Source organism: Streptomyces sp. RFCAC02, assembly GCF_004193175.1.
GTDB lineage: Bacteria > Actinomycetota > Actinomycetes > Streptomycetales > Streptomycetaceae > Streptomyces.
Genome location: NZ_SAUH01000001.1, coordinates 2,149,165 through 2,172,450 on the forward strand (window position 1 = coordinate 2,149,165; position 23,286 = coordinate 2,172,450).

20 protein-coding genes and 2 pseudogenes are annotated in these 23,286 nt (G+C 75.4%); 14 read left to right on the forward strand and 8 right to left on the reverse strand.

Translation table 11 applies throughout. The features are described from left to right. Nucleotides 1–14: 14 nt before the first annotated feature. The 5 genes and pseudogenes from EMA09_RS09765 (at nt 15) to EMA09_RS09785 (ending at nt 6,662) form a co-directional block, all read left to right on the forward strand. Nucleotides 15–2,849 (forward strand): lysylphosphatidylglycerol synthase transmembrane domain-containing protein, encoded by a 2,835-nt coding sequence (locus EMA09_RS09765; protein ID WP_168220684.1) that lies wholly within the window; start codon nt 15–17, stop codon nt 2,847–2,849. A gap of 93 nt (nt 2,850–2,942) precedes the next feature. After that, on the forward strand, nt 2,943–3,338 hold the full coding sequence (locus EMA09_RS09770) for a helix-turn-helix transcriptional regulator (protein ID WP_129840677.1): 396 nt from the start codon (nt 2,943–2,945) through the stop codon (nt 3,336–3,338). 7 nt (nt 3,339–3,345) lie between these two features. Beyond that, a complete protein-coding gene (modA, locus tag EMA09_RS09775) occupies nt 3,346–4,155 on the forward strand; it encodes a molybdate ABC transporter substrate-binding protein (RefSeq protein ID WP_129840678.1) in 810 nt (269 codons plus the stop codon). Then, a pseudogene (locus tag EMA09_RS09780) lies at nt 4,152–4,946 on the forward strand (ABC transporter permease); the annotation flags it as partial. The gene modA and the pseudogene EMA09_RS09780, both read left to right, overlap by 4 nt. A 93-nt stretch (nt 4,947–5,039) precedes the next feature. Further along, the gene (locus EMA09_RS09785; protein ID WP_129840680.1) at nt 5,040–6,662 is read left to right on the forward strand and encodes an alpha/beta hydrolase; all 1,623 of its coding nucleotides are present in this window, start codon (nt 5,040–5,042) and stop codon (nt 6,660–6,662) included. 43 nt (nt 6,663–6,705) lie between these two features. Here EMA09_RS09785 and moeZ read toward each other — a convergent pair whose 3' ends face one another. The 5 genes from moeZ to EMA09_RS09810 form a co-directional block, all read right to left on the reverse strand. Then, complete coding sequence (gene moeZ, locus EMA09_RS09790) at nt 6,706–7,884, reverse strand: adenylyltransferase/sulfurtransferase MoeZ (RefSeq protein WP_129840681.1); 1,179 nt, start codon at nt 7,882–7,884, stop codon at nt 6,706–6,708. Between the two features lie 119 nt (nt 7,885–8,003). Beyond that, nucleotides 8,004–8,957 (reverse strand): NAD-dependent epimerase/dehydratase family protein, encoded by a 954-nt coding sequence (locus tag EMA09_RS09795; protein WP_129840682.1) that lies wholly within the window; start codon nt 8,955–8,957, stop codon nt 8,004–8,006. A gap of 77 nt (nt 8,958–9,034) precedes the next feature. Beyond that, entirely contained in the window at nt 9,035–10,081 is a 1,047-nt protein-coding gene (locus EMA09_RS09800; RefSeq protein WP_129840683.1) for a DUF3492 domain-containing protein, read from the reverse strand. A gap of 363 nt (nt 10,082–10,444) precedes the next feature. Then, nucleotides 10,445–11,539 carry a DUF3152 domain-containing protein gene (locus EMA09_RS28275; RefSeq protein ID WP_240796330.1) on the reverse strand — a complete coding sequence of 365 codons (1,095 nt, stop codon included), beginning with the start codon at nt 11,537–11,539 and terminating at the stop codon, nt 10,445–10,447. A gap of 9 nt (nt 11,540–11,548) precedes the next feature. Continuing rightward, a complete protein-coding gene (locus EMA09_RS09810; RefSeq protein ID WP_129840684.1) occupies nt 11,549–12,523 on the reverse strand; it encodes an alpha/beta hydrolase in 975 nt (324 codons plus the stop codon). Between the two features lie 102 nt (nt 12,524–12,625). Here EMA09_RS09810 and EMA09_RS09815 point away from each other — a divergent pair, with 102 nt between their 5' ends. From EMA09_RS09815 to EMA09_RS09845, 7 genes are all read left to right on the forward strand, one after another. Beyond that, complete coding sequence (locus tag EMA09_RS09815) at nt 12,626–12,931, forward strand: hypothetical protein (protein ID WP_129840685.1); 306 nt, start codon at nt 12,626–12,628, stop codon at nt 12,929–12,931. 161 nt (nt 12,932–13,092) lie between these two features. Next, complete coding sequence (locus tag EMA09_RS09820; RefSeq protein WP_168220685.1) at nt 13,093–13,722, forward strand: TetR/AcrR family transcriptional regulator; 630 nt, start codon at nt 13,093–13,095, stop codon at nt 13,720–13,722. A 112-nt stretch (nt 13,723–13,834) separates the two neighbouring features. Then, the gene (locus tag EMA09_RS09825; protein ID WP_129840687.1) at nt 13,835–14,062 is read left to right on the forward strand and encodes a DUF3107 domain-containing protein; all 228 of its coding nucleotides are present in this window, start codon (nt 13,835–13,837) and stop codon (nt 14,060–14,062) included. 224 nt (nt 14,063–14,286) lie between these two features. Continuing rightward, nucleotides 14,287–15,192 (forward strand): DMT family transporter, encoded by a 906-nt coding sequence (locus tag EMA09_RS09830; protein WP_240796647.1) that lies wholly within the window; start codon nt 14,287–14,289, stop codon nt 15,190–15,192. Continuing rightward, complete coding sequence (locus EMA09_RS09835) at nt 15,189–15,785, forward strand: suppressor of fused domain protein (RefSeq protein WP_240796331.1); 597 nt, start codon at nt 15,189–15,191, stop codon at nt 15,783–15,785. Before EMA09_RS09830 ends, EMA09_RS09835 begins: the two co-directional genes overlap by 4 nt. Before the next feature lie 42 nt (nt 15,786–15,827). Further along, nucleotides 15,828–16,487 carry a DUF6758 family protein gene (locus EMA09_RS09840; RefSeq protein ID WP_129840688.1) on the forward strand — a complete coding sequence of 220 codons (660 nt, stop codon included), beginning with the start codon at nt 15,828–15,830 and terminating at the stop codon, nt 16,485–16,487. Nucleotides 16,488–16,497: 10 nt separating this feature from the next. Then, nucleotides 16,498–17,349 carry a PHP domain-containing protein gene (locus tag EMA09_RS09845; RefSeq protein ID WP_129840689.1) on the forward strand — a complete coding sequence of 284 codons (852 nt, stop codon included), beginning with the start codon at nt 16,498–16,500 and terminating at the stop codon, nt 17,347–17,349. Nucleotides 17,350–18,086: 737 nt separating this feature from the next. Here EMA09_RS09845 and EMA09_RS09850 read toward each other — a convergent pair. Both EMA09_RS09850 and EMA09_RS09855 read right to left on the reverse strand, forming a co-directional pair. After that, complete coding sequence (locus EMA09_RS09850) at nt 18,087–18,944, reverse strand: alpha/beta hydrolase (protein WP_129840690.1); 858 nt, start codon at nt 18,942–18,944, stop codon at nt 18,087–18,089. Nucleotides 18,945–19,159: 215 nt separating this feature from the next. Further along, nucleotides 19,160–20,719: pseudogene (locus EMA09_RS09855) on the reverse strand (DEAD/DEAH box helicase); the annotation flags it as partial. Between the two features lie 396 nt (nt 20,720–21,115). Between EMA09_RS09855 and EMA09_RS09860 the strand changes: the two are divergent. Both EMA09_RS09860 and EMA09_RS09865 read left to right on the forward strand, forming a co-directional pair. After that, nucleotides 21,116–21,889: a ferritin-like fold-containing protein gene (locus tag EMA09_RS09860; protein ID WP_129840692.1), complete on the forward strand. Its 774-nt coding sequence runs from the start codon at nt 21,116–21,118 to the stop codon at nt 21,887–21,889. Continuing rightward, nucleotides 21,886–22,407 carry a hypothetical protein gene (locus EMA09_RS09865; RefSeq protein WP_129840693.1) on the forward strand — a complete coding sequence of 174 codons (522 nt, stop codon included), beginning with the start codon at nt 21,886–21,888 and terminating at the stop codon, nt 22,405–22,407. The genes EMA09_RS09860 and EMA09_RS09865 overlap by 4 nt, the downstream gene beginning before the upstream one ends. Nucleotides 22,408–22,420: 13 nt before the next feature. Here EMA09_RS09865 and EMA09_RS09870 read toward each other — a convergent pair whose 3' ends face one another. After that, the gene (locus EMA09_RS09870) at nt 22,421–23,188 is read right to left on the reverse strand and encodes a hypothetical protein (RefSeq protein ID WP_129840694.1); all 768 of its coding nucleotides are present in this window, start codon (nt 23,186–23,188) and stop codon (nt 22,421–22,423) included. Nucleotides 23,189–23,286 lie beyond the last annotated feature (98 nt).

The window sequence follows — 23,286 nt, forward strand, 5'->3', positions numbered from 1 at the left end:
GCCCATCGTGCCGTATGTCACGGACCGCTCCCGGCCGGGCGCCCGCCATGTCAGTATCGTCGCGGCACGGGGGGGATGACGGTGGAGCACGTACGGGGAAGAAGCCGGTGATACGGGGCGACGAGGAGCGCGCGCGGGGCACGGAGGAGCCGGCCGCCGAGCCGGTGCTCGGTGCCACCCGTCTGGGGGACGCACGGTCGGGGTCCGGGGAGCCGCCGGGGGCGCGCGGCGGGACCGCCCGCACGCCCCGCGCGTCCCGTACGCCGCCGGCCGGTCCGGTCGACGGCGACGAGCCGATCCTCGCCGCGCGGGTCCACCGCCCCGCCGACCTGCTGCGCATCCTGCTGGGGCTGGCCGGCATCGCGCTGGTCCTCGCGATCGCGACCTGGGCCATCAGCACGACCGAGGGCATCGAGCAGGACGTGGACGCCCGTGCCGAGCACGCGCCGTCCCTGCTGATCAGCGTGGCCGGGTTCGTCTCCAGCGTGGCGGTGCTCGCCGTGCCGGTGGCGTTCGCGATCGACCGGCTGGTGAAACGTGACGGCCTGCGCATCGCGGACGGCGTGCTGGCCGCCGTCCTCGCGCACGGCGTGTCGCTGTCGTTCAGCCTGTGGGTGGCGCGCTTGTCGCCCGACTCCGTGCAGAACGCCCTCACCCGCGACGCGCCGGGCGGCGGCCTGACCGACCCGGTGCACGACTACCTGGCGCCCGTCATCGCGTACGCGACGGCGGTCGGGATGACGCACCGGCCGCGCTGGCGGCCCGCGATGTGGGCGGTGCTCGTCCTCGACGCGCTCGCCGTGCTGATCGCCGGGTACACGACGCCGTTCTCCGTCGTGGTGACCGTCCTCATCGGCTGGACCGTGGCCTACGCGACGCTGTACACCGTCGGCTCGCCGAACGTGCGGCCCACCGGGCAGCAGCTCCTCGCCGGGCTGCGGCACGTCGGGTTCAGACCGGTGAGCGCGCTGCGGGCCGAGGACCCGGCGCAGGCGGAGCGCCGCGCGCGCCGCGAACGCGGGGACGACGCCGAGCCGTCCCGCCGCTACGTCGTGACGCTGGAGGACGGCCCGCCGCTCGACGTCACGGTCGTGGACCGCGCGCAGCAGGCGCAGGGCTTCTTCTACCGGGCGTGGCGGCGCCTCGCGCTGCGCGGCATCACGCAGCGGCGCAGTCTGCCGACGCTGCGGCAGGTGCTGGAGCAGGAGGCGCTCCTCGCGTACGCCGCCATCGCCGCCGGGGCCAACGCGCCGAAGCTCATCGCCACCTCCGAGCTGGGTCCCGACGCGGTGATGCTCGTCTACGAGCACATCGGCGGGCGCGATCTCGACTCCCTGCCGGACGACGAGGTGACGGACGCGCTGATGGAGGCGGCGTGGCGGCAGGTGAAGGCCCTGCAGTCGCGGCGCATCGCGCACCGGCGCCTGGACGGCGGCTCCCTGATGGTGGACCGCGACGGCACCGTGTTCCTGACGGACCTGCGCGGTGGCGAGATCGCAGCGGGTGACCTGCTGCTGCGGATGGACGTCGCGCAGCTCCTGACGACCTTCGGTCTGCGCGCCGGGCCCGAACGCGCGGTCGCCTCGGCCGTGGCCGTCCTCGGCCCGGACGCGGTGGCCGACTGCCTGCCGCTGCTCCAGCCCATCGCCCTCACCCGCGGGACCCGCGCGACGCTGCGGCAGCTCGCCAGGGAGCGGTCGGGCCGTGAGCGCGCGGCCGTGCTGGACGCCACCCGCGCGTACCGCGAGGCGCGGGGCAGCCTTCCCGAGGACGCCGACCGGCGGACGGTGAAGGCGGCCAGGCAGGCCGAGAAGCAGGTCATGGAGGACGCACTCGAGAACGCCCGCGAGGAGGACCTGCTCGCGCTGATCCGGCAGCAGGTGCTGCTGGTGCGGCCCCAGGCGCCCATAGAGCCCGCGCGCGTCGAACGGATCCGGCCACGTACGCTCGTCAGCCTCATCGCGGCCGTGTTCGCCGCGTACTTCCTGAGCATCCAGCTCATCTCACCGGAGTTCCAGCGGGTCTGGGAGGACGCGAACTGGAGCTGGGTCCTCGTCGCCGCCGGGTTCTCCGCGCTGACCTACTGCGCCGCCGCGATGAGCCTGCTCGGGTTCGTGCCCGAGAAGGTGGCGTTCGGCCGGACCGTGGTCGCCCAGGTGGCGGGGTCGTTCGTGAAGCTGGTCGCGCCGGCGGCGATCGGCGGTGTCGCGCTCAACACGCGCTACCTCCAGCGCCAGGGCCTGCGTCCCGGGCACGCGGTGGCCAGCGTCGGCGCGTCGCAGCTCTTCGGCCTCGGCTGCCACATCGGGCTGCTCGCGGTGTTCGGCTACCTCACGGGCACGGAGCACACGCCGTCGCTCTCGCCGTCGAGGACGGTCATCGCCGGTCTGCTGACGGTCGCGGTCGCCGCGCTGATCGTGACGGCCGTGCCGCGGCTGCGGAAGTCGCTGTCCGAGCGGGTGCGGACGCTGTTCGCCGGCGTGGTGCCGCGGATGCTCGACGTGGTGCAGCGGCCGCGGAAGCTGCTGTCCGGCATCGGCGGGATGCTGCTGATGACGCTGGCGTTCGTCATGTGCCTGGACGCGTCGCTGCGGGCGTTCGGCTGGGAGCTGAGCTACCCGACGATCGCCGTCGTCTTCCTCGCGGGCAACGCGCTCGGCTCCGCCGTCCCGACCCCGGGCGGCATCGGCGCCGTCGAGCTGACGCTGAGCGGCGGCCTGACGGTGGCGGGTGTGCCGGACCACGCGGCGCTGGGGGCCGTGCTGCTGTTCCGGCTGATGACGTTCTGGCTGCCGGTCCTGCCGGGCTGGCTGGCGTTCACCCAGCTCACGCGCAGGGGCGACATCTGACGGCGGGAAACCGCCCGCTCCGGCTCGCATCTGCGAGAGGACACACCCGTACCGCCTTGCGGATGCGAGCCGTTGCGGCCTAATGTGCCGCACATGCGTTCCTATGGCATCGGCCGTGCCGCACGGCTGCTCGGCGTCAGCCCCGACACGGTCCGCCGCTGGGCGGACGCCGGCCGGCTGCCCACCCGCCGCGACGAGGCGGGCAAGCGGCTGATCGACGGCGCCGACCTCGCCGCGTTCGCCACCGCCCTGGCCGCCGACGGCGCCGACGACGGCGAGGAGCCGCACACCTCCGTCCGCAACGCCTTCCCCGGCATCGTCACCGCCGTCCGGCTCGGCGACGTCGCGGCGCAGGTCGAGGTCCAGGCCGGCCCGCACCGGCTCGTGTCCCTCCTCACGCGCGAGGCCGTCGAGGAGCTCGGCCTCGCCGTCGGCATGGAGGCCGTGGCCCGCGTGAAGGCGACCAACGTCCACATCGACACCGTCTGAGGCAGCCATGCACGCCGATCCCGCCGCCCCCCGGCCACGCCACCGCCGCGCCCGCACCGCCCTCCTGCCCGCCGTCCTCGCCGCCGCGCTGCTGTCCGCCTGCGGCTCGGACGACGGCCCGGGGGGCGCGGACGCCTCCGGCGGAGACACCGTCGAACTGACCGTCCTCGCCGCCGCGTCCCTCACCGACGTCTTCGACGCCATGAGCGGCACCTACGAGGACAGCCACCCCGGCGTCACCCTGCGGTTCTCGTTCGCCGGCTCCCAGGAGCTGGCCGCCCAGGTGCGGGAGGGCGTCCCCGCCGACGTCCTGGTGACCGCCGACACCACGACGATGGACGGCGTCGCCGACCTCACCGAGGACCCGGCCGTCATCGCCCGCAACGCCCTCACCCTCGTCACGCCGCCGGGCAACCCCGCCGGCGTCACCGGCCTCGACGACCTCGCCGATCCCGGCCTGCGCCTCGTCCTCGCCGCCCCCGAGGTCCCCGCCGGACGCTACGGCCGCCAGATCCTGGACGACCTCGGCATCGACGCGCGGCCCGACTCCGAGGAGGCGAACGTCCGCGCCGTCCTCAGCAAGGTGCAGCTCGGCGAGGCCGACGCCGGCCTCGTGTACGTCACCGACGCCACCGCCGCGGGCGAGGACGCCGTGACGACCGTGCCCATCCCCGAGGAGGACAACGTCGTCGCCTCCTACCCGGCGGCCGCCCTCACCGAGGCGGGGCACCCGGAGGAGGCGGCCGCCTTCGTGGACTGGCTCACCACCGACGACGCCCAGGAGATCCTGAACGACGCGGGCTTCACCGGACCGTGACCCCCCGCCCCCGGAGGCGGCGCGACCGCCCCCCGCTCGTGCTGGCGCTGCCCGCGCTGCTCGCGGTCGCGTTCCTCCTCGTGCCGCTGCTCGGCATCGTCGCCGACGCGCCCTGGCACGACCTCGCCGGCCGCCTCACCGATCCCGCCGTCACCGAGGCCCTCACCCTGTCCCTCGTCGTCTCGGGCTGGGCGCTGCTGATCTCGCTGCTGCTCGGCGTCCCCCTGGCCTGGCTGCTCGCCCGCACCGACTTCCCCGGCCGGACCGCGCTGCGCTGCCTGGTGCTCCTCCCGATGGTGCTGCCGCCGACGGTCGCGGGTGTGGCGCTGCTGCGCGGGTTCGGGCGGCGGGGGGTCGTCGGCGGGGCACTGGAGTCGGTCGGCGTCACGCTCCCGTTCAGCACACCGGGCGCGGTGCTCGCCGCGGTCTTCGTGTCGATGCCGTTCCTCGTCATCAGCCTGGAGGGCGCGCTGACCGGCCTCGAACCGCAGTACGAGGAGGCCGCGGCCACGATGGGCGCCGGCCCGCTGCGGACGCTGCGGCTCGTCACGCTGCCCATGGTCGGCCCCTCCCTGGCCGCCGGGGCGGCGCTGACCTGGGCGCGGGCGCTCGGCGAGTTCGGCGCGACCATCACCTTCGCCGGCAACCTGCCGGGCACGACCCAGACGCTGCCGCTCAAGGTGTACCTGCTGCTCCAGCAGGACCCGGCCGGCGCGACCGCCGTCTCCCTCCTCCTGCTGGTGATCGCCGCCGCCGTGCTGTTCGCGCTGCGCGGGCGCTGGCTGGGGTCGGTCCGCCGCTCACCCGGTTGACGCCCAGCGGGTGCGGGGTTCCCGCGCGGCCGCCCAGGATGGCCGTGTCGCCGCACCGAGGGAGCCCGCCGCATGAGCCGAGCCCGACTGGCCGCACCGTCCTGCCTGGTCACCGCCGCCCTGCTGGCCGCCGCCGGCTGCGGCGGCGGGAGCGGGAGCGGTACGAGCGGCACGGCGCGCGGTCCGGTGCGGGCGGCCGCCGACCGGGGCGCCACCGACACGGACGACCTGCCGCGCTCCCTCACCGGGCAGGAACTCGACTGGTCCCCCTGCGAGCCGACCGACCCCGAGCAGGGCGCGGGCAGCTCCCCGTCGCCCATGCCCGGCGGCGGCTCCTGGGAGTGCGCCACGATGACCGCGCCGGTCGACTACGCCGACCCGGAGGGCGACACCCTCGGCATCGCGATGATCCGGGTGCGCAGCAGCGGCGCGAAGGAGGACCGCATCGGATCCCTGCTGTTCAACTTCGGCGGCCCCGGCGGCTCGGGTGTCGCGACCCTGCCGTCCTTCGGCCAGGACTACGAGGACCTCAACAAACGCTACGACCTCGTGAGCTTCGACCCGCGCGGCGTCGGCGACAGCGAGGGCGTGCAGTGCCTCGACGACGAGGGCCTCGACGACTTCTTCGCCGCCGACGCCGACCCGCGCACCAAGAAGGAGCGGAAGGCGTTCACCGACCGGCTCCAGGAGTTCGCCGACGGCTGCGAGGAACGGCACGGGGACCTCCTCCCCCACCTCACGACCACCGCGACCGCCCGCGACATGGACCTGATGCGGGAGGTGCTCGGCGACGACGAGCTGCACTACTTCGGCATCTCGTACGGCACGGAACTCGGCGGCGTGTACGCCCACCTGTTCCCCCGCCGCGTCGGCCGCGCCGTCCTCGACGCCGTCGTGGACCCCACGGGCGACAGCGAGCAGGGCGCGCTCGGCCAGGCCAAGGGCTTCCAGTCCGCCCTGGAGAGCTACCTCGAACACTGCGCGGAGAACGACAACTGCCCCCTCGGCACCGACGAGGACGAGGCCGAGGACCGGATCGCCGACTTCCTCGACCGCCTCCGCGACCACCCGCTGCCCACCCAGGACCCGGACGGCCGGAAGCTGACGCAGTCCCTCGCCTGGAACGGCATCGCGCAGTCCCTGTACTCCGAGGACTTCTGGCCCTACCTCACGCAGGGCCTCGACGACGCCCTGGACGAGGACGACCCGGACGGCACCGTGCTGCTCGCCCTCGGCGACTCCATGAACGGCCGCAACCCGGACGGCACCTACTCCACGCTCCAGTCGTCCCTGACGGCGATCAACTGCGCCGACTCGAAGACCCGCGTCTCCGAGAAGCACGTGCGCGACCGGCTGGACGACTTCGAGGAGGCGTCGCCGGTGTTCGGCCGCGCGATGGCCTGGGGCATGCTCGCCTGCACCCACTGGCCGGTGCGCGGCGACCGCGAGCACCCGGACGTCGGGGCGGAGGGCTCGGAGCCGATCCTGCTCATCGGCACGACGGGCGACCCGGCGACGCCCTACGAGGGCACCGGACACATGAAGGACGCCCTCGGGGACGACGTGGGGGTGGAGCTGACGTACGACGGCGAGGGCCACGGCGCGTACAACAGCGGCAACACGTGCGTGCGGGAGACCACGAACGACTACCTGCTGAAGGGCGAGGTCCCCGACGACGGGAAGACGTGCGACTGACCCCGCCCCGCACCGCCCGGGAGGGGCGGTGCGGGGGCGGCCGTCAGTAGATCGGCTTCTCGGGCTCGATCTGGTTGACCCAGCCGACGACTCCGCCGCCGAGGTGCACGGCGTCGGCGAAGCCCGCGTCCTTGAGGATCGCGAGGACTTCCGCGGACCGGACACCCGTCTTGCAGTGCAGGACGATCCGCCGGTCCTGGGGCAGGTCACCGAGGGCGTTGCCCATGATGAACTCGTTCTTCGGGATGAGCCGCGCGCCCGGGATCGAGACGATCTCGTACTCGCCCGGCTCGCGGACGTCGATGATCTCGATCTTCTCGTCCGCGTCGATCCAGTCCTTGAGCTGCCGCGGCGTGATGGTGGCGTCCTTGGCCGCCGCCTGGGCCTCGTCGGAGACGACGCCGCAGAACGCCTCGTAGTCGATCAGCTCGGTGACCGTCGGGTTGTCGCCGCAGACCGCGCAGTTCGGGTCCTTGCGGACCTTGACCTGCCGGTAGGACATCTCCAGGGCGTCGTAGATCATCAGCCGGCCGACCAGCGGCTCGCCGGTGCCGGTGAGGACCTTGATCGCCTCGGTGACCTGGATCGCGCCGACCGACCCGCACAGCACGCCGAGCACGCCGCCCTCGGCGCACGACGGCACCATGCCGGGCGGCGGCGGCTCGGGGTAGAGGCAGCGGTAGCAGGGGCCGTGCTCGGACCAGAAGACGGACGCCTGGCCGTCGAAGCGGTAGATGGAGCCCCAGACGTACGGCTTGTTCAGCAGGACGCAGGCGTCGTTGACCAGGTAGCGGGTCGCGAAGTTGTCCGTGCCGTCGACGATCAGGTCGTACTGCGCGAAGATCTCCATGACGTTCGACGAGTCGAGGCGCTCCTCGTGCAGGTTCACCTGGACGAGGGGGTTGATGCCGAGGACGGTCTCCTTGGCGGACAGCGCCTTGGACTTGCCGAGGTCCGCCTGGCTGTGGATGATCTGCCGCTGCAGGTTGGACTCGTCGACCTCGTCGAACTCCACGATGCCGAGGGTGCCGACCCCGGCCGCGGCCAGGTACATCAGCGCGGGCGAGCCCAGACCGCCGGCGCCCACACAGAGCACCTTCGCGTTCTTCAGCCGCTTCTGCCCGTCCATCCCCACATCGGGGATGATCAGGTGGCGGGAGTACCTGCGGACCTCATCGACGGTGAGCTCGGCGGCCGGCTCTACCAGGGGTGGCAGCGACACGGGGACTCCGTTGGTCAAAGGGACAGTCGTATCTGGACTCAACACTGCCATGGGCCGTTCCATTCCGAGACACCCGTCCCACAGTCCGGGCATCGCCCGCGCCGCCGGCTCGGCCGCCGTCACATCCGGCAGGCGGCCTCCATCCAGATGTCGGCCAGGGACTCCTCCAGCGCGATCCGCGCCCGCCAGCCGAGCCGGTCGCGGGCCGTCCGCACGTCCGCCTGCTGCCACGGGCCGCAGCCGTCCGGGTACGGCGGGGCGGCGGGGGCGTGGTGCCCGTGCGCGCCGCCCGGCTCCTGGCCCTGGCGGGGGACGGGCAGCGCGTCCACCTCGTGGAGGGTGCCGCCGAACCCGGCGATCCGAGACAGCGTGACCGCCGCGTCGCGCAGCCGGACGGCGTGCCCCGTGCCGATGTTGACGACGCCCTGGGCCGCGGACAGGGTCGCCGCGTGGACGGCCCGTGCCACATCGCGGACGTCCACGAAGTCCCGGTGGACGCCGAGGCCGCCGAGCCGCAGGTCGGTGTCCCCGTGCTGCATGGCGCGGCGCAGCGAGTCGGCGAGGCGGCCGAGGGGCGAGCCGGCGGGTGTCCCCGGCCCGGTCGGTGAGAAGACGCGCAGCACGATCGCGTCGAGCCCGGACCCGAGGACCAGTTCCGTGGCCGCGAGCTTGCTGACGCCGTACGGGCCGCCGGGCCGGGCCACGGCGTCCTCGGCGATGGAGGAGCCGTTCTGCGAGGGGCCGTACTCGGCGGCGCAGCCGATGTGCACCAGCCGGGCGCGGCAGCCGCTGCGGCGCAGCGACTCGCACAGGGTGGCGGTGGCGACGGTGTTGTGCCGGGCGAGTTCGCTCGCGGTGCCGCGGATGGTGCCGGCGCAGTTGATGACGACGCCGGGGTGCACGGCGTCCAGGAACCGGGTGAGGGCGCCGGGACTGCCGGTGGAGAGGTCGAAACGGACGTCCGCGTCGTCGCCGCGGCCGAGTGCGGTCAGCTGGACGGCGGGATCGGCGAGCAACCGGTCCGCGACGAACCGGCCGAGATAGCCGGCTGCGCCGAGAAGCAGCACTCTCATGGCTGTGCTCCTTGCATGTGCACGATCGTTCGTGAAGGGGGTTCGGAAAGGGGGAGTCGGGGTGGGGAGGGGGACGGTCAGGTGCCGGCGGGGGCCTCCGGACGGGCGGTGCGGTCGGGGGCGCGGCGGCCGCCCGCGAGGTGTTCCAGCGCCCGTGCCGCCGCCTCCCCGAACGCGCCCCGGCGCACGGGGTCCCGCAGCAGCGCGAGGCACCCGGAGGCGAGCGCCCCCGGCCCGCGGACCGGACGCGCCAGGGCCGCGCCCGCTCCGGCCGCGTAGAGCCCCGCCGGTCCCAGCACGGGACGCCCGGCGCCGGGCGTGGGTACGACGACGGCGCGGGCGTACGTCTCCCGCGCGAGACGTGCCCTGAAGGCGGCCAGCAGCGCCCGGACCGGCGCGCGCGCCGCCGAGGGCGCGACGGCGTGCGCCGCGCCGAGGCCGCCGCCGGGGCCGCCGGCCGCGTGCGTGATGAGGAGCGGGGTGCCGTGCAGCCGGGCGGCGAGAAGCCCGGGGAGCGCGGCGGGCCCGGCGCCCAGCGCGTGGCAGAGGTCGACGGCGGGCGCGCCGTCGGCGAGCGGGTCGAGGGGCCGCAGCGCGCGTTCGAGGCGCTCCGCGACGGCGAGCAGGTCGGGCACGCGGGCGGCGCGCACGGCGCGGGGCGCGCCGGGGGCGCGGCAGGCGGCCTCCAGGACGCGGACGGCCTGCTCCGAGTAGAGCCAGCGGCTGAGCCCCCGGTCGGTGACGGCGAGGGCGGCGAGGCCGTACAGGCCGGTGGCGAAACGGTCCGCCTGGCTGTCGTCCGCCCGCGCGCCGGCCGCCGGCTGCGGTCGCGCGCACAGGGCGGCGGCCAGTTCGGCGAAGCATTCGGCGTACCGCCGGGCCGCGCGCCCCGGCACACGCCCTGGCGCGCCGGCGGCCGGCGGCCCCCACAGCGCCGCGGTGCGGACCCGCCGGACGTTCGGCGGCAGCGGGGGGCACGGCCCCGCGGTCTCCCGCGGTCCGCGGCTGAGCGCCCACACCTCGAAGTCGAGCCAGGACAGGCCGCGCAGCAGCCGGTCGCACCAGGCGAAGGACTCGCCCCGGGCGTACGGAAACCCGCCTTCGGCGAGCAATGCGACGCGCACCGGCGCACCCCCTGTCATACGTCTCTCCCGTGACGGAAAGACGGTATGTCTACATGTGCCGGTTACGACGGACGGTTGTCCGCCGCACCACCGGAAGGGGTGAAGTTTCGTGACTCCGCGCACGGCACGGTCGTTGACCGTGATTGGTTCGAGTCTCGGTCACATGTCCGGGGCGGGAGCGCGTGGTGCCGAGGGCCTGTCCGGCGGGACCTGTCGCGGTCCGCGGCGTCGGATGCGGTGCGTCGCCATGCGCCGGAACGCAGCCCGCACCCGTCCGCATGCGCGCGACACGGCAGCCGGCCAGGTGCCGTGGCCGGCGTCACGAGACGGGCATGACCCGCCGGACGAACCCGGGGGGCGGCGTCAGCTCTCCGGGTGGGGCCACGGATTGGGCTCGCAGGTGAGCCCCTCCGTCTCCAGGAACTTCGTCTGCTGCATCATCACCGGCGCGAGCGCGCCCTCGGCGGGGCACAGCGCGTGCCCGTACCCGAGCCGGTGCCCCACCTCGTGGTTGATGAGCATCTGCCGGTAGCCCGAGATGTCGTCGCCGTACGTCTCGGAGCCCTGCGCCCACCGCCATGCGTTGATGATGACCCGCTCGGTGAACGACGAGTTGCAGGAGACGTTGTCCTCGGTGATGTCGAGGTTCGAGCGGGCGCACCAGTCGGCTGCCGTGCCGGGGCTGGCGAGCGTGACGATGAAGTCGTAGTCGCCGGCCGAGACACGGGCGAAGCTGCGCTCGCCGCCGTTGCCCCAGCTCCGGGGGTCGTTGAGGGTGCGGTGGACCACCTCGGCGAAGAACTCGGGGTCGAGCCCGATCCCCTCCTCGACGTCCACGCGGTAGCGCAGCACCGTCGTCGCGTCCGGGTCGGCTGCGGGGTCGCTGCCGGCCACCGGCACCAGTTCGCCCGACCCGGTCATCGCCGGGTCCATCGTGAACATGGTCTCCATCAGCTCGTCGTACGTCGGCTCCGCCGGCTCCTCCTCGGCGGGCGGCGGCGTGCCGTCCTCCCCCGCGCCGGTGCCGCCGTCCGTGCCGGCGCCGGGCTCGGCCGAGGCGGGCGCGCGTTCGTCCGCGCCGGCGCCCAGCGGGGACGCGGCCTCGCCGCCGTGCCCCGTCACCTGGCCGGCGACCACCACGGCCAGCACGGTCACCACGGCGGCGGCCGCGACGCCCGTGATCGTCCGCCCCTTGCCGCCGGTACGCCGCTGCTCGGCCCCGGCGCGCCTGCGCCCGTGCCGGGCGGGTCCGGCGTGCCGTCCGCCGGACGCGGGGGCCTGCCCGGACTGCTGCGCGCCGCCTTCGGGATCGCCGCCGTCCGCCGCGCGGGAGGCACCGGCGCCGCCGGGGGCCGGGTCGGGCCGGCCGTACCCGCCCTCGTCGAAGGCGTCCAGGTACTCCTGGCGCGGCCCGGTTCCCGAACCGGCGGGACGCGCGGCCGTATCGCGGTGGTCCATGCGGCTTCCTCAGCCCTCCGTGACGACAGTGGTCTCGGCACCCTGGGCGAGAAACTCCCGGAACGCCCCGGCCACGACGGCCGGGTATTCCATCATCGCCACATGTCCGGCTTCCGGAAGGACGACCAGCCGGGAGCACCCGAATGCCCGGCTCGCGCGCCTCGCCATCCGCGCGGAGACGAGCCGGTCGCGGACGCCGTAGACGAGCAGGGTGGGTGCGAGGACGCGCTCGGCCTGCCGCCACAGGGACTGCTGGCCGCCGAGGGTGTACGCGTTCACGATGCCACGCGCGCTGCGCCCGAGGGAATCCCAGAAGTACGGCAGCGCCTGGCGGCGTTCCTGCTCGGCCTCGGCGGCGGCGTGCTCCTCGGGCGTGATCAGCTCCGGGTTGCCGTAGCACAGGCGCAGGACCTCGCGGGCGCGCTGCCCCGGAGTGACGTCCCGGGTGAGGCGGCGGACGAGCGAGGTGATCCCGGGGAGCCCGAGGAGCCCGGTGGGGAGGGCCGTGCGCTGGGGCGGCAGTTCGGGCAGGGCCGGGGAGATGAGCGTGAGGGACCTCACGAGGTCGGGGCGGAGCGCGGCGACCCGCGTGACGACGGCGCCGCCGAGGGAGTTCCCCACGAGGTGGACGGGTCCCCGGCCGGAGCCCTCGACGACACGGACGACGGCCCGCGCGTGGCCGTACACCGAGTAGTCGCCGTCGGCGGGCGGGGGCGACGCCCCGAACCCGGGCAGGTCGAGCGCCTCGCACTCCACGTCGTCCCGGACCAGGGCCATCAGGGCGGACCAGTTGCGGGAGGACCCGCCGAGCCCGTGGACGAACAGGGCCGGCTCCAGGCCGTCCCGCCCGGCGGCCCTGCGGCGCACGGCGACCTTCGCCCCCGGCAGCTCCACGGTCCGCAGCGTCTCCCCGTCCCGCACCCCGGGCCAGCCCTCCGCCGCGGCGAGGGCGGCCTCGACCCGCTGCTCTTCGGTGCTTGGCATGGGCGCCATACTACGAGCCGCCCCGCAGGCCCTCCCACGGTTCGCGCCCGCCCCGCCGCGCCCCTAGGCTGGGGTTACCCACCGGTTCCGGAGGTGACTGGGATGGCGGACCAGGACGACCAGGACAAGGCACGCGAACCGCTCGACGAGCTGCTGCCCGAGGCGCGGGGCGGCGAGGAGGCCGAGGCGTACGAGACGCTCGACGCGCGGCGCGCCGCAGAACCGTACCCGGCGGACGGCGACGCCCCGGCCGACGGCACGCCGGAGGCCGACGCCGCCGAGCAGCGCCGCGAACTGCTGCGGCCGGTCGACACCCCGCCGGGCGCGCGGCGCCCCCTGGAGGCCGACCCGGCGGACGCGGCCGAGCAGGACCGCGAGGTCGAGCCGGGCGACGACGACTACCGCTGAGCGGCCGCGACGGGCCGCGCACGCACGGCTGCCGGGTGTCCACAGGGTGAAACCACCCCATGAGGAATGCACGCCGCGCGACGACACGAACGTACGATGACGCTCGACGCGCTGCCCCGCGCCGTGCGTCAGGACCGAACGAGACACCACCGGGAGGCGGCGTGAGCGCCACCGAGCAGACCGAGGCTCGCCCCCGCGGCACCCGCCTGCCGCGCCGGGCACGACGCGCGCAGCTCCTGGGCGCGGCCCAGGAGGTCTTCGTCGCCCAGGGGTACCACGCGGCGGCCATGGACGACATCGCCGACCGGGCCGGCGTCAGCAAGCCGGTGCTGTACCAGCACTTCCCCGGCAAGCTGGAGCTGTACCTCGCCCTGCTGGACCAGCACTGCGAGGCGCTGGTGCAGGCGGTGCGCGAGGCGCTCGACTCCACGCACGACAACAAGCAGCGGATCGCCGCGACGATGGACGCCTACTTCGACTACGTCGAGCACGAGGGCGGCGCGTTCCGGCTGGTCTTCGAGTCGGACCTGACGAACGAGCCGGCCGTGCGCGAGCGCGTGGACCAGGTCGCCCTGGACTGCGCGAAGCTGGTGAGCCCGCTGATCTCGGAGGACGCCGACCTGCCCGGCGAGCAGGCGATGCTGCTCGCGGTGAGCCTGTGCGGGATGGCGCAGGTGACGGCGCGGCACTGGCTGGGCTCGGACCGCGCGATCCCCCGCGAGGTGGCGAAGAACCTGACGGCGTCCCTCGCCTGGCGCGGCATCGCCGGCTTCCCGATGCAGCAGCACTGACCACGGGCGCGCCCCCGGGCCCTGTTCGCTCTGGGCGTGGCAGGGCGGCGACGGGGGTGCCGCGGGCGCGGATAACCTGTGACCAGCCAATGGATCAGTGGAGGGACAAGCCGTGGAGATCAAGATCGGCGTTCAGCACACGCCGCGCGAGATCGTTCTCGAGAGCGGGCAGTCTGCCGAGGAGGTGGAGAGCCGGGTCTCGGACGCCCTCTCCGGTGCGTCGAAGCTGCTCACGCTGACCGATGTGAACGGCCGCAGGGTCCTGGTCCCCGCCGACCGGGTCGCCTACGTCGAGCTGGGCCGGCCGACGGCCCGCCGGGTGGGCTTCGGAGCCGGGTGACGCCGGCGGACCGCGCCGTGGCCGCGGTTCCCCACTGACGTGCCGAGACCGGCCGCCCTCCGCCCCCGACCGGGCGGGAGGCGGCCGGTCCGCCGTTCCGGGGCGGGTGTCGGTGGGGCGGCCTAGGCTGGAGGACGAACCCGGGGAGGACGGGGCGTGACGCAGGAGGGGGGTGGCCGGTGGCCGCGCAGGGGGTGGAGCGGACGGTGTCCCGTCCGGAGGCCGTGGTCCGGCCGGCGGCCGTGCCGCGCGCGGTGTCCGCCGTCCGGTGGGACGCGGCGCTGCTCGCCGTCGCGGTCGCGGGGATCTCGGCCTCGGGTCCGCTCATCGCCGCGACGGCGGCCCCCGCCCTCGCCATCGCCTTCTGGCGCAACGCGTTCGCCGCCGCCTGCCTCGCGCCCGCCGTCCTCCTGCGCCGGTCGCGATCCGGACCGGCCGGGATCGGCCGCAGGGCGGCGCTGCTGTCCTGTGCCTCCGGGGCCGCGCTCGCCGCCCACTTCGGGCTGTGGCTGCCGAGTCTGCGGCTCACCTCCGTCGCGTCGTCCGTGGCGCTCGTCACGACGACGCCGCTGTGGACGACGGTGCTGCTGCGGCTCCTGGGCCGCCGTCCTCCGGCGCGGGTGTGGCTCGGGACCCTGGTGGCGTTCGGCGGTGTGCTGCTGCTCACGGGGGTGGATCTGTCGGCGTCCGGCTCGGCCCTCGCCGGGGACGCGCTCGCCCTGGGCGGTGGCATCGCCGGCGCGGTGTACATCCTCCTGGGCTCGGAGGTCCGGCGCACCACGAGCACCGTCCACTACACCTTCATCTGCTACGGCGCCGCCGCCGGGCTGCTGCTCGCCGCCTGCCTGACGACCGGTGCCTCCCTCGGCGGCGGCTACAGCGCGGAGACCTGGGCGAAGCTGCTCGCGCTCACCGTCGTCGCGCAGTTCCTCGGCCACTCGCTGCTCAACCGCGTCATATCCGGCCTCGGGCCGTCCGTCACCTCGACGGCGCTGCTGCTGGAGACGCCGGGGGCCGCGCTGTGCGCGGCGCTGTGGCTCGGCCAGTTCCCGCCGGCCGCCGCGTATCCGGCGCTGGCCGCCGTCCTCGCCGGGCTGCTCCTCGTCGTCCGGGCGGAGCGCGCGCCGTGAGCGCCGATGCGTCCGTCCCGGCGCTGGTGGAGGAGCGGTTGCGGGCCGCGTTCGGCGAGCCGGACGCCCGTGCCGCCGTCACCTTCCTCGGGACGGAGCGGATCGAGGTGCTGCGGTTCCGGGAGGCCGGGACCGTCCGGTACGCGACGGTCGGCATGGCGGCGGCGCCCATGGCCGACCCGACGGCCGTCCGCGCCGACCCGGTGCGCGGACCGCGTGCCGAGCTGCTGCTCACCCTGCGGGAGGGGCGGGCCGGGACCGACGGAGTGCTGCGACCGCTGGCCGTGTTCGCGGCGTCCCCCGTGGTGGAGGGTGTCGTGGTGGCTCCGGGCGGCTCCCTCGACCTCGGCGAACCGCTGTGGCTCGGCGCCCCGTTCACCTCCGTGCTGGTGGGCGAGGCCGGCGGCGACGTCCCCGACCTGGTGCTTCCCCCACCGCTCGACCCGGTGCGCTTCCTCCCGCTGCTGCCGATGACACCGCACGAGGCGGCGTGGAAACGCGCGCGGGGCGCCGCCGCGCTGCTGGATCGCTGGCGCGCCGCGGGCACCGACCCGCGTGATCCCGGCCGTCCCGGGGTACCCCTGAGCGGATAGCAGCCTTGACGGACCGATGGGTGGAAGGGACTGTTGTTCCCCATGAGGGGCGAACCCAGTTGCCCGAAGTGCGGCGGACGGGTGCGGGCGCCCGGCCTCTTCGCCGACTCCTGGCAGTGCGCGGCACACGGTTCGGTGCATCCGGTCCAGCCGGTCGTGCCGCCCAGCGTCAACGCGCTGACGGCGGTGGTGAACCGGAGCCGGGTCCCCGTCTGGATGCCGTGGCCGCTGCCCGTGGGATGGCTGTTCACCGGGGCCGCGTGCGCCGGTGACGACCGGACGGGCGGCCGGGCCACGGTGGTGGCCTGTTCCGGCCCGGGACCGCTCGGCGGCCCGGGCGAGCTGGTCCTGGTGGCCGAGGAGCCCGGTGTCGGGCTCGGCGCCCGGTACGGGGGCGTCCCGGGGCCCGACCCCGGTCCCGGCCTGGAGAGCGCGGGGCCGCCGGAGAGCAAGGTCCTGGCGGCCGGTCACCCGGCGCCGCTGTGGCCCGTGCCGGGCGCACCGGCCGACCGGGCGGTGTTCGCCGGTGAGGCGGCGGGCCTGTGGCTGTGGGTCGTCGTGTGGCCCGAGCTGTGCGGACCGCTGCTCCAGGAGGACCTGGTGCTGGCCGATCTGCGGGAGGTGGGCGCGGAGCTCGACCTCGTGCCGTGCGGGGCGCTGTCGCCCCGCCTCACGGCGCCCGGCTCCCCGGGGCTGCCGTAGCCTTGCCCCCGTGCGCATCGACCTCCACGCCCACTCGACGGCGTCCGACGGCACCGACGCGCCCGCGGCGCTGATCGGCGCCGCGGCCGCCGTCGGCCTCGACGTGGTGGCCCTCACCGACCACGACACGGTCGCCGGCCACGCGGCCGCCGCCGCGGCGCTGCCGCCGGGGCTGACGCTGGTGCCGGGCGCGGAGATCTCCTGCTCGGTGGACGGGGTGAGCCTCCACATGCTGGCGTACCTCTTCGACCCCGAGGAACCGGCGTTCGCCCGGGAACGGGACCTGTTGCGCGACGACCGGGTGCCGCGGGCGCGGGCCATCGTCGCGCGGCTGCGGGAGCTGGGCGTTCCCGTCACCTGGGAGCGGGTCCGGGCACTCGCCGAGGGTGCCGTCGGCCGCCCGCACATCGCGCAGGCGATGGTGGAGGCGGGGGTGGTCGCCACGGTCTCGGACGCGTTCACCTCCGAGTGGCTCGCGGACGGCGGGCGCGCGTACGTGGCGAAGCACGAACTCGACCCGTTCACGGCGGTCCGGCTGATCCACGGGGCCGGCGGCGTCGCCGTGTTCGCGCACCCGGCGGCGGTGAAGCGGGGCCGGGTCGTGCCGGAGAGCACGATCGCGCGCCTCGCGGCGGCGGGTCTCGACGGCATCGAGGTGGACCACATGGACCACGACCGGGACACCCGGCTGCGGCTGGCGGGCCTCGCGGGCGACCTCGGGCTGCTGACGACCGGGTCGAGCGACTACCACGGCAGCCGCAAGTCCTGCCGGCTCGGCGACGAGACGACGACCCCCGAGGTCTTCGAGGCCCTGGTCGCGCGCGCGACCGGCGCGGTCCCGATCACCGCGACGGCGCTCTGACGCCCACGGCGACCGGTGCGGTCCCTGCGGTTCTCCGCGACGGCGGGGCGCGCGGCAGGGGAACAGGTCGGCTGTGCCCCGCACGGCGGCGATCGGCACGTCCACCAGCAGCACGGAACGCCATCCCCAGCCCCACAGGACGAAGCAGCCGGTGCCCGCCGATCCACCGGCCGTACGCGGGGCGCCGGTACTGCGTACCAGCGGTTCGCTCCGGACCCGCGACGGCTTCTCCTGGCTCGTGGGGCGGCTGCCCGACCGAACGTGGACATTCCGGCCGCCGCACGCCTGATCACCGAGGAGAGCGCCGAACGCACCACCGGCTGCCCGCGGCCCGCCGGACCGGTCCCCTCACCTCCCGGCCAGGGCGGCACCGGCCCGTGACCGGTTCACTGGCGCGCGAGTCCTGACGGCGCCGACAGGCGTCCGGTCGAGGGGCGGCACAGCGAGCCGGGCCGACCGGCGGTCGTGCTGGGCGATCCACCGCTGCCCGTCGTCACGACAGGCCGTCCGGCAAGTGGCCGGCATGCGGAACGGTGGCGTCGCGCGCGGTTCCCGCAACACGCGGACCGGATACGGCACCGCCCGAGCGGCGCCCCAGATACCGGTCCGCTCCCGGCCTCACCCCGCACCCCGGGCGGTCCGGCGAGGGACGGTGGTGCGGTGCGCGCGCAGTTCCCGCGCCATGCGGTCCAGGGACGGCACCGGCCGTTCCGGGGCACGAGCAGACCCTCGTCGCGCTACGCGAAACGCCGCTGCGACCAGAAGCCGGCGAGCGCGGCGGCCGTCGCGGCGGGCTGTTCGGCGTTCGGCGAGTGGCCCGCGTCCGGAATGATGGTGCGGTGCGCGCGCAGTTCCCGCGCCATGCGATCAAGGGACGGCACCGGCCAGGCGGCGTCCCGCTCCCCCGACACGACGTGCACCGGCAGCCCCGCCTCCGCGAGGTGGGCCACCCTGTCCGGTTCCCGCAGCAGCGTCCGCCCCGTCGCCAGGAGCTGGGCCGGCGTGTTGGCGAGCCAGCGGCGGCGCATGAAGTCCGCCACCTCGCCCGCGTCCGCGCGCGGGTGCAGCATCCGCCAGACGAGACCGGCGCCGAGCACCGGCAGACTGACGGCCAGCATCCGCAGCTTCAGGCGCTGCAACGGCGCCACCCGTCCCGGCCCCGACGCGACGAGCGTCAGCGAGGCGAACGGCGCGGGCGTCCGCCGCGCGGCCACCGCCCGCAGCACCGCGCCCCGCGCGATCAGCCCGCCGAGCGAGTGCCCCACCAGGTGGACGGCCCCCGCGTGCAGCGCGTCGGCCTGTGCGAGGACGTCCTCGGCCAGCGCGCCGAGCCCGTAGGCGGACCGTGCGCGCCCGCCGACCGTCTCGTACTGGCCGCGCCCGTCCACGGCGACGACCCGGTAGCCGGCCGCGGCGAGCGGCAGCAGCAGGGCGATGAAGTCCTCCTTGCTGCCGGTGTACCCGGGCACCAGCAGGGCCGTCCCGACCGGCTCGCCCGCCGGGACGGACTCCAGCACGGCGAACCCGCCGCGCCTCGTGGTCAGGCGGTACGCCCGCACCCCGGCCGGCGGCACACAGAACGGCGGCTTGCTCACCTACGACCTTCCCTCACGACCCTCGCGCTCCCCGTACGACAGACCATAGGGTCTGTCCGCCGGACAGACCCTAGCCGCCCCGGCCCGGCGTACCGGGAGGTCAGGGCGCCGCGGGACCGTCACGCGGCAGGGGCGCGGGGCCACCGGCGCGCCGCGGCGCCGGTGGGGCCGTGCGGCGGTCAGTCCCCGGCCGCGGGGGCGGCGGCGTTCGTCCCGCTGCCGGGACGCCGCCGGCGGCGCCGGCGCGGCGTACGGGGGGCGGCGGACTGCTCACCATCGGCGGAAGCGGCGGCAGGGGCGGAAGCGGCGGCCGGTCCGGTCGCGGCCGGCTCGTCCGCGGCGTCCAGGGCCACGCCACCGCGCGTACGGCGCCGCTGGCGCGGCGTGCGGGGGGCGCGCTCCTTCGGCTCGGCCGCTTCGGTGCGGCCGCCGCCGCGCCGCCGCCGGCCGGCGGGACCGCCCAGGTCCTCGACCTCCTCGGCGTCCAGGCCGGCCCGGGTCCGCTCGGCGCGCGGCAGGGTGCCCTTGGTGCCCTCGGGGATGCTCAGCAGCTCGAAGAGGTGCGGGGAGGTGGAGTACGTCTCGACCGGGTCGGGGAAGTCGAGGCCGAGCGCCTTGTTGATCAGCTGCCAGCGCGGGATGTCGTCCCAGTCGACGAGGGTGACGGCCGTCCCGGTGGCGCCGGCGCGGCCGGTGCGCCCGATGCGGTGGAGGTACGTCTTCTCCTCCTCGGGCGTCTGGTAGTTGATCACGTGGGTGACGCCGTCGACGTCGATGCCGCGCGCGGCGACGTCCGTGCAGACGAGGACGTCCACCTTGCCGTTGCGGAACGCGCGCAGCGCCTGCTCCCGCGCGCCCTGGCCCAGGTCGCCGTGGACGGCGGCCGCGGCGAAACCGCGGCGCGTCAACTGCTCCGACACGTCGGCGGCGGTGCGCTTGGTGCGGCAGAAGATCATCGCGAGGCCCCGGCCCTCGGCCTGGAGGATGCGGGCGACCATCTCCGGCTTGTCCATCGAGTGGGCGCGCAGGACGTGCTGTGTGATGTTGGCCACGGTGGCGCCCTCGTCGTCGGGCTCCGTGGCGCTGATGTGGGTGGGCTGGTTCATGTACCGGCGGGCGAGGCCGATGACCTGGCCGGGCATGGTGGCCGAGAACAGCATGGTCTGCCGCTTCGCCGGCAACTGCTCCATGATCTTCTCGACGTCCGGCAGGAAGCCGAGGTCGAGCATCTCGTCGGCCTCGTCCAGGACCAGGCACCGCACCTCGGAAAGCCGCAGCTTGCGCTGGCCGGCCAGGTCGAGGAGGCGGCCCGGCGTGCCCACGACCACGTCGACGCCCCGGGCGAGGGCCTCGACCTGCGGCTCGTAGGCGCGGCCGCCGTAGATGGACAGGACGCGGACGTCGCGCACCTTGCCGGCGGTCAGCAGGTCGTTGGTCACCTGCTGGCACAGCTCGCGCGTCGGGACGACGACGAGGGCCTGCGGGGCGTCCGTGAGCTGCTCGGGGCGGGCGCGGCCCGCCTCGACGTCGGCCGGGACGGTGACGGCTTCGAGCAGCGGCAGGCCGAACCCGAGCGTCTTGCCGGTGCCGGTCTTCGCCTGGCCGATGACGTCGGTCCCGGCGAGGGCGACCGGCAGCGTCATCTCCTGGATCGGGAACGGGGTGGTGATACCGACGGCCTCGAGGGCCTCGGCGGTCTCGGGCAGGATCCCGAGATCGCGGAAGGTGGTGGTAGCGGACAGGGTCGTTGCCTCTTCTTGTGTGACGCGGCACACGGTGGCGAGGCGGGTCTTGTCCACCGCGCCGTGGTCCGGCGGGCCACCAGGGCCGGCCGGCCGGCGCGGGACCCGGTCGTCTCGCTCAAGCGCACGCACCGCGCGAGCGGGTCCCTCGGCCACGGGCCGTGCGGGTGCACGGACCGCTCGGAGGGCTGGTCAGTCGGAGCCGATCGGGCCACCGACCGGGCATCCGCGAGGGTCCCCGGGTGTCGCGTCTTCCGGCGGCCCCGGGACTCCAGCAGGGGGATGGGCGATCCGCCGCGTACACGGCGGGTCTGCTTAGCACTGTACCCCGGAACAGTGCGCGCGCGGCAGGGCGAGACGTCGGGGGCTTTCGTCCCCCGTCGTCCCGGACGGGTGCGGGACACCCCGCGGCGGCTATTGTGCACTGCCATGGAGACGTCCCAGACATCCGCAGACCAGGCCACGCCAGGGGTGCCGTCCCAGACCCCGTCGGACGTGCCGGAACCCACGGGGATCGCCGCCCAGGACTGGGACGCGGCGGCTGCGGACCCCCGCTACCGCGCGGCCGTCGTGGACCTCCTGGGGGCGCTCGCCCACGGTGAGCTGTCCGCGTTCGAGCGGCTCGCCGAGGACGCGAAGCTGGCCCCCTCGCTCGGGGACAAGGCGGCCCTGGCCCGGATGGCTGCCGCCGAACTCCACCACTTCGAACAGCTGACGGAACGGTTGCGCGCCATCGACGAGGACCCGACGACGGCGATGGAGCCGTTCGCCGCCGCCCTCGACGGGTTCCACCGCATGACGGCGCCGTCCGACTGGCTCGAGGGCCTGGTCAAGGCGTATGTGGGCGACGCGATCGCCGCCGACTTCTACCGCGAGGTGGCGTCCCGCCTGGACTCCGACACGCGCTCCCTCGTCCTGCGGGTCCTCGACGACACCGGCCACGCGTCGTTCGCCGTCGAGAAGGTCCGCGCGGCGATCGAGGCCGACCCGCGGGTGGGCGGCCGGCTCGCGCTGTGGGCGCGCCGCCTGATGGGCGAGGCGCTGTCCCAGGCGCAGCGGGTGGTCGCGGACCGCGACGCGCTGTCGACGATGCTGGTCGGCGGGGTCGCGGACGGCTTCGACCTGGCGGAGATCGGCCGCATGTTCTCCCGGATCACCGAGGCGCACACGAAGCGGATGAGCGCCCTCGGGCTGTCCGCGTGACGTCCGCGCTGGACCGCGCGCTCGTCGAGGAGGCGGCGCGGAAGTCGGCGCTGGTGTGGGTGCGCGGCCCGGCGGACGCCCCGGCGCGCGCCCTGTGGCACGTGTGGCACGACGGCGCGGTCTGGATCGTGGGCGGCCCGGACGAGCAGCCGCTCGACGGCCTCGGCCTCGCCGCCGGCGCCCGGGCCACCGTCACGTGCCGCAGCAAGGACAAGGGCGGCCGGCTGGTCGTGTGGCCCGCCGAGGTGACGGAGCCGGAGCCCGGCGGCGACGCCTGGAGCGCCGCCGTCGCCGAGCTGGCCGGCAAACGGCTGAACGGCCGCGACTCCGCCGACGCCACGGCCGCCCGCTGGCGCACGTCCTGCCGGGTGCTGCGGCTTGCCCCGGCCGGGGCGCCCGAGCAGCGCCCGGGCGCGATGCCGGACGGCCCGCAGGCGGCCCCGCCCCGCCCGTCGCCCGCGCTGACGCGCACCCCCGTGCCGAGCGGGCTGCCGGTGCGGCGCCGGCGGCGGCGCTGACGGGCCGCGCCCGCTACTCGTCGTCCTCGCCCTCGCCGTCCTCGGTCAGGATGGCGTCGCCGTAGTCCACGACCCGGTCCTCCGCCGGGGCCGTGAGCTCGACCGGGTCGTTCCACTCCCGCAGCATCACCTCGCCGGCCGAGCCGCCGCGCCGGAACCGCAGGGGGTACGGCTCCCCGGTCAGCGCCACGTCCATGGAGCCGCCCTCGCCGCCGTCCGCCGTCACCCCGATCGTCCGGACGCCGCCGACCTCGGCGCGGTCCCCGGTCTCACGCTCGCCGTCCAGCGCGAGCAGCACGTCCAGCAGCGGGTCCATCTCCGTGAAGCCGCTCAGCCGCGCGTACGCCGGGTCCTCGGGGGCGACCAGCACGTACATGCCGTCCAGCTTCTCCGCCGGGTCCGTCTCCAGCTCCTCCGGCACGGCGCCGCTCTCCCAGAACGCGCGGTCCGCCGTCAGGTACAGGTCGTCGCCGACCCGCAGCAGCTCGAAATCGCCCTGGTCCGAGGTGACCTCGCCCATCGCGCCGTCCTCGGCGAGCCGCACGTCCAGCTCGTAGCTGTGGCCGTCGCTGATGACGGTGCCGGTCAGCCGGACGGACGACGCGGCGGCCGCGGCGTCGCGCGCCCGCTCCTCGATCTCCTCGGCCGGCAGCTCGCCGACGCCGTTGGTCCCGGCGTCCGGATCGTCGCCGCACCCGGCCAGGAGCACGGCGAGCAGCGCCACACCGAGGGCGGGGACCGCGCGTCGGACCGGCGCGGTGAGCGGGACGCGAGGGGTCACGGCGGCTGCCTCTCGTCGGGGCGCGGACAGGTGACCGGCAGCGTACCGGCAACGCCGGGCTGCCCCGAACGGGCCGTGCCCGGGGGGTGTTCCGGCCG

Excerpts from the sequence above, each read along its gene's own strand:
- EMA09_RS09765 (WP_168220684.1), top strand. The coding sequence starts at position 15 with ATGTCACGGACCGCTCCCGGCCGGGCGCCCGCCATGTCAGTATCGTCG.
- EMA09_RS09770 (WP_129840677.1), top strand. The coding sequence starts at position 2,943 with ATGCGTTCCTATGGCATCGGCCGTGCCGCACGGCTGCTCGGCGTCAGC.
- modA (WP_129840678.1), top strand. The coding sequence starts at position 3,346 with ATGCACGCCGATCCCGCCGCCCCCCGGCCACGCCACCGCCGCGCCCGC.
- EMA09_RS09785 (WP_129840680.1), top strand. The coding sequence starts at position 5,040 with ATGAGCCGAGCCCGACTGGCCGCACCGTCCTGCCTGGTCACCGCCGCC.
- EMA09_RS09795 (WP_129840682.1), bottom strand. The coding sequence starts at position 8,957 with ATGAGAGTGCTGCTTCTCGGCGCAGCCGGCTATCTCGGCCGGTTCGTC.
- EMA09_RS28275 (WP_240796330.1), bottom strand. The coding sequence starts at position 11,539 with ATGGACCACCGCGATACGGCCGCGCGTCCCGCCGGTTCGGGAACCGGG.
- EMA09_RS09810 (WP_129840684.1), bottom strand. The coding sequence starts at position 12,523 with ATGCCAAGCACCGAAGAGCAGCGGGTCGAGGCCGCCCTCGCCGCGGCG.
- EMA09_RS09815 (WP_129840685.1), top strand. The coding sequence starts at position 12,626 with ATGGCGGACCAGGACGACCAGGACAAGGCACGCGAACCGCTCGACGAG.
- EMA09_RS09840 (WP_129840688.1), top strand. The coding sequence starts at position 15,828 with ATGAGGGGCGAACCCAGTTGCCCGAAGTGCGGCGGACGGGTGCGGGCG.
- EMA09_RS09860 (WP_129840692.1), top strand. The coding sequence starts at position 21,116 with ATGGAGACGTCCCAGACATCCGCAGACCAGGCCACGCCAGGGGTGCCG.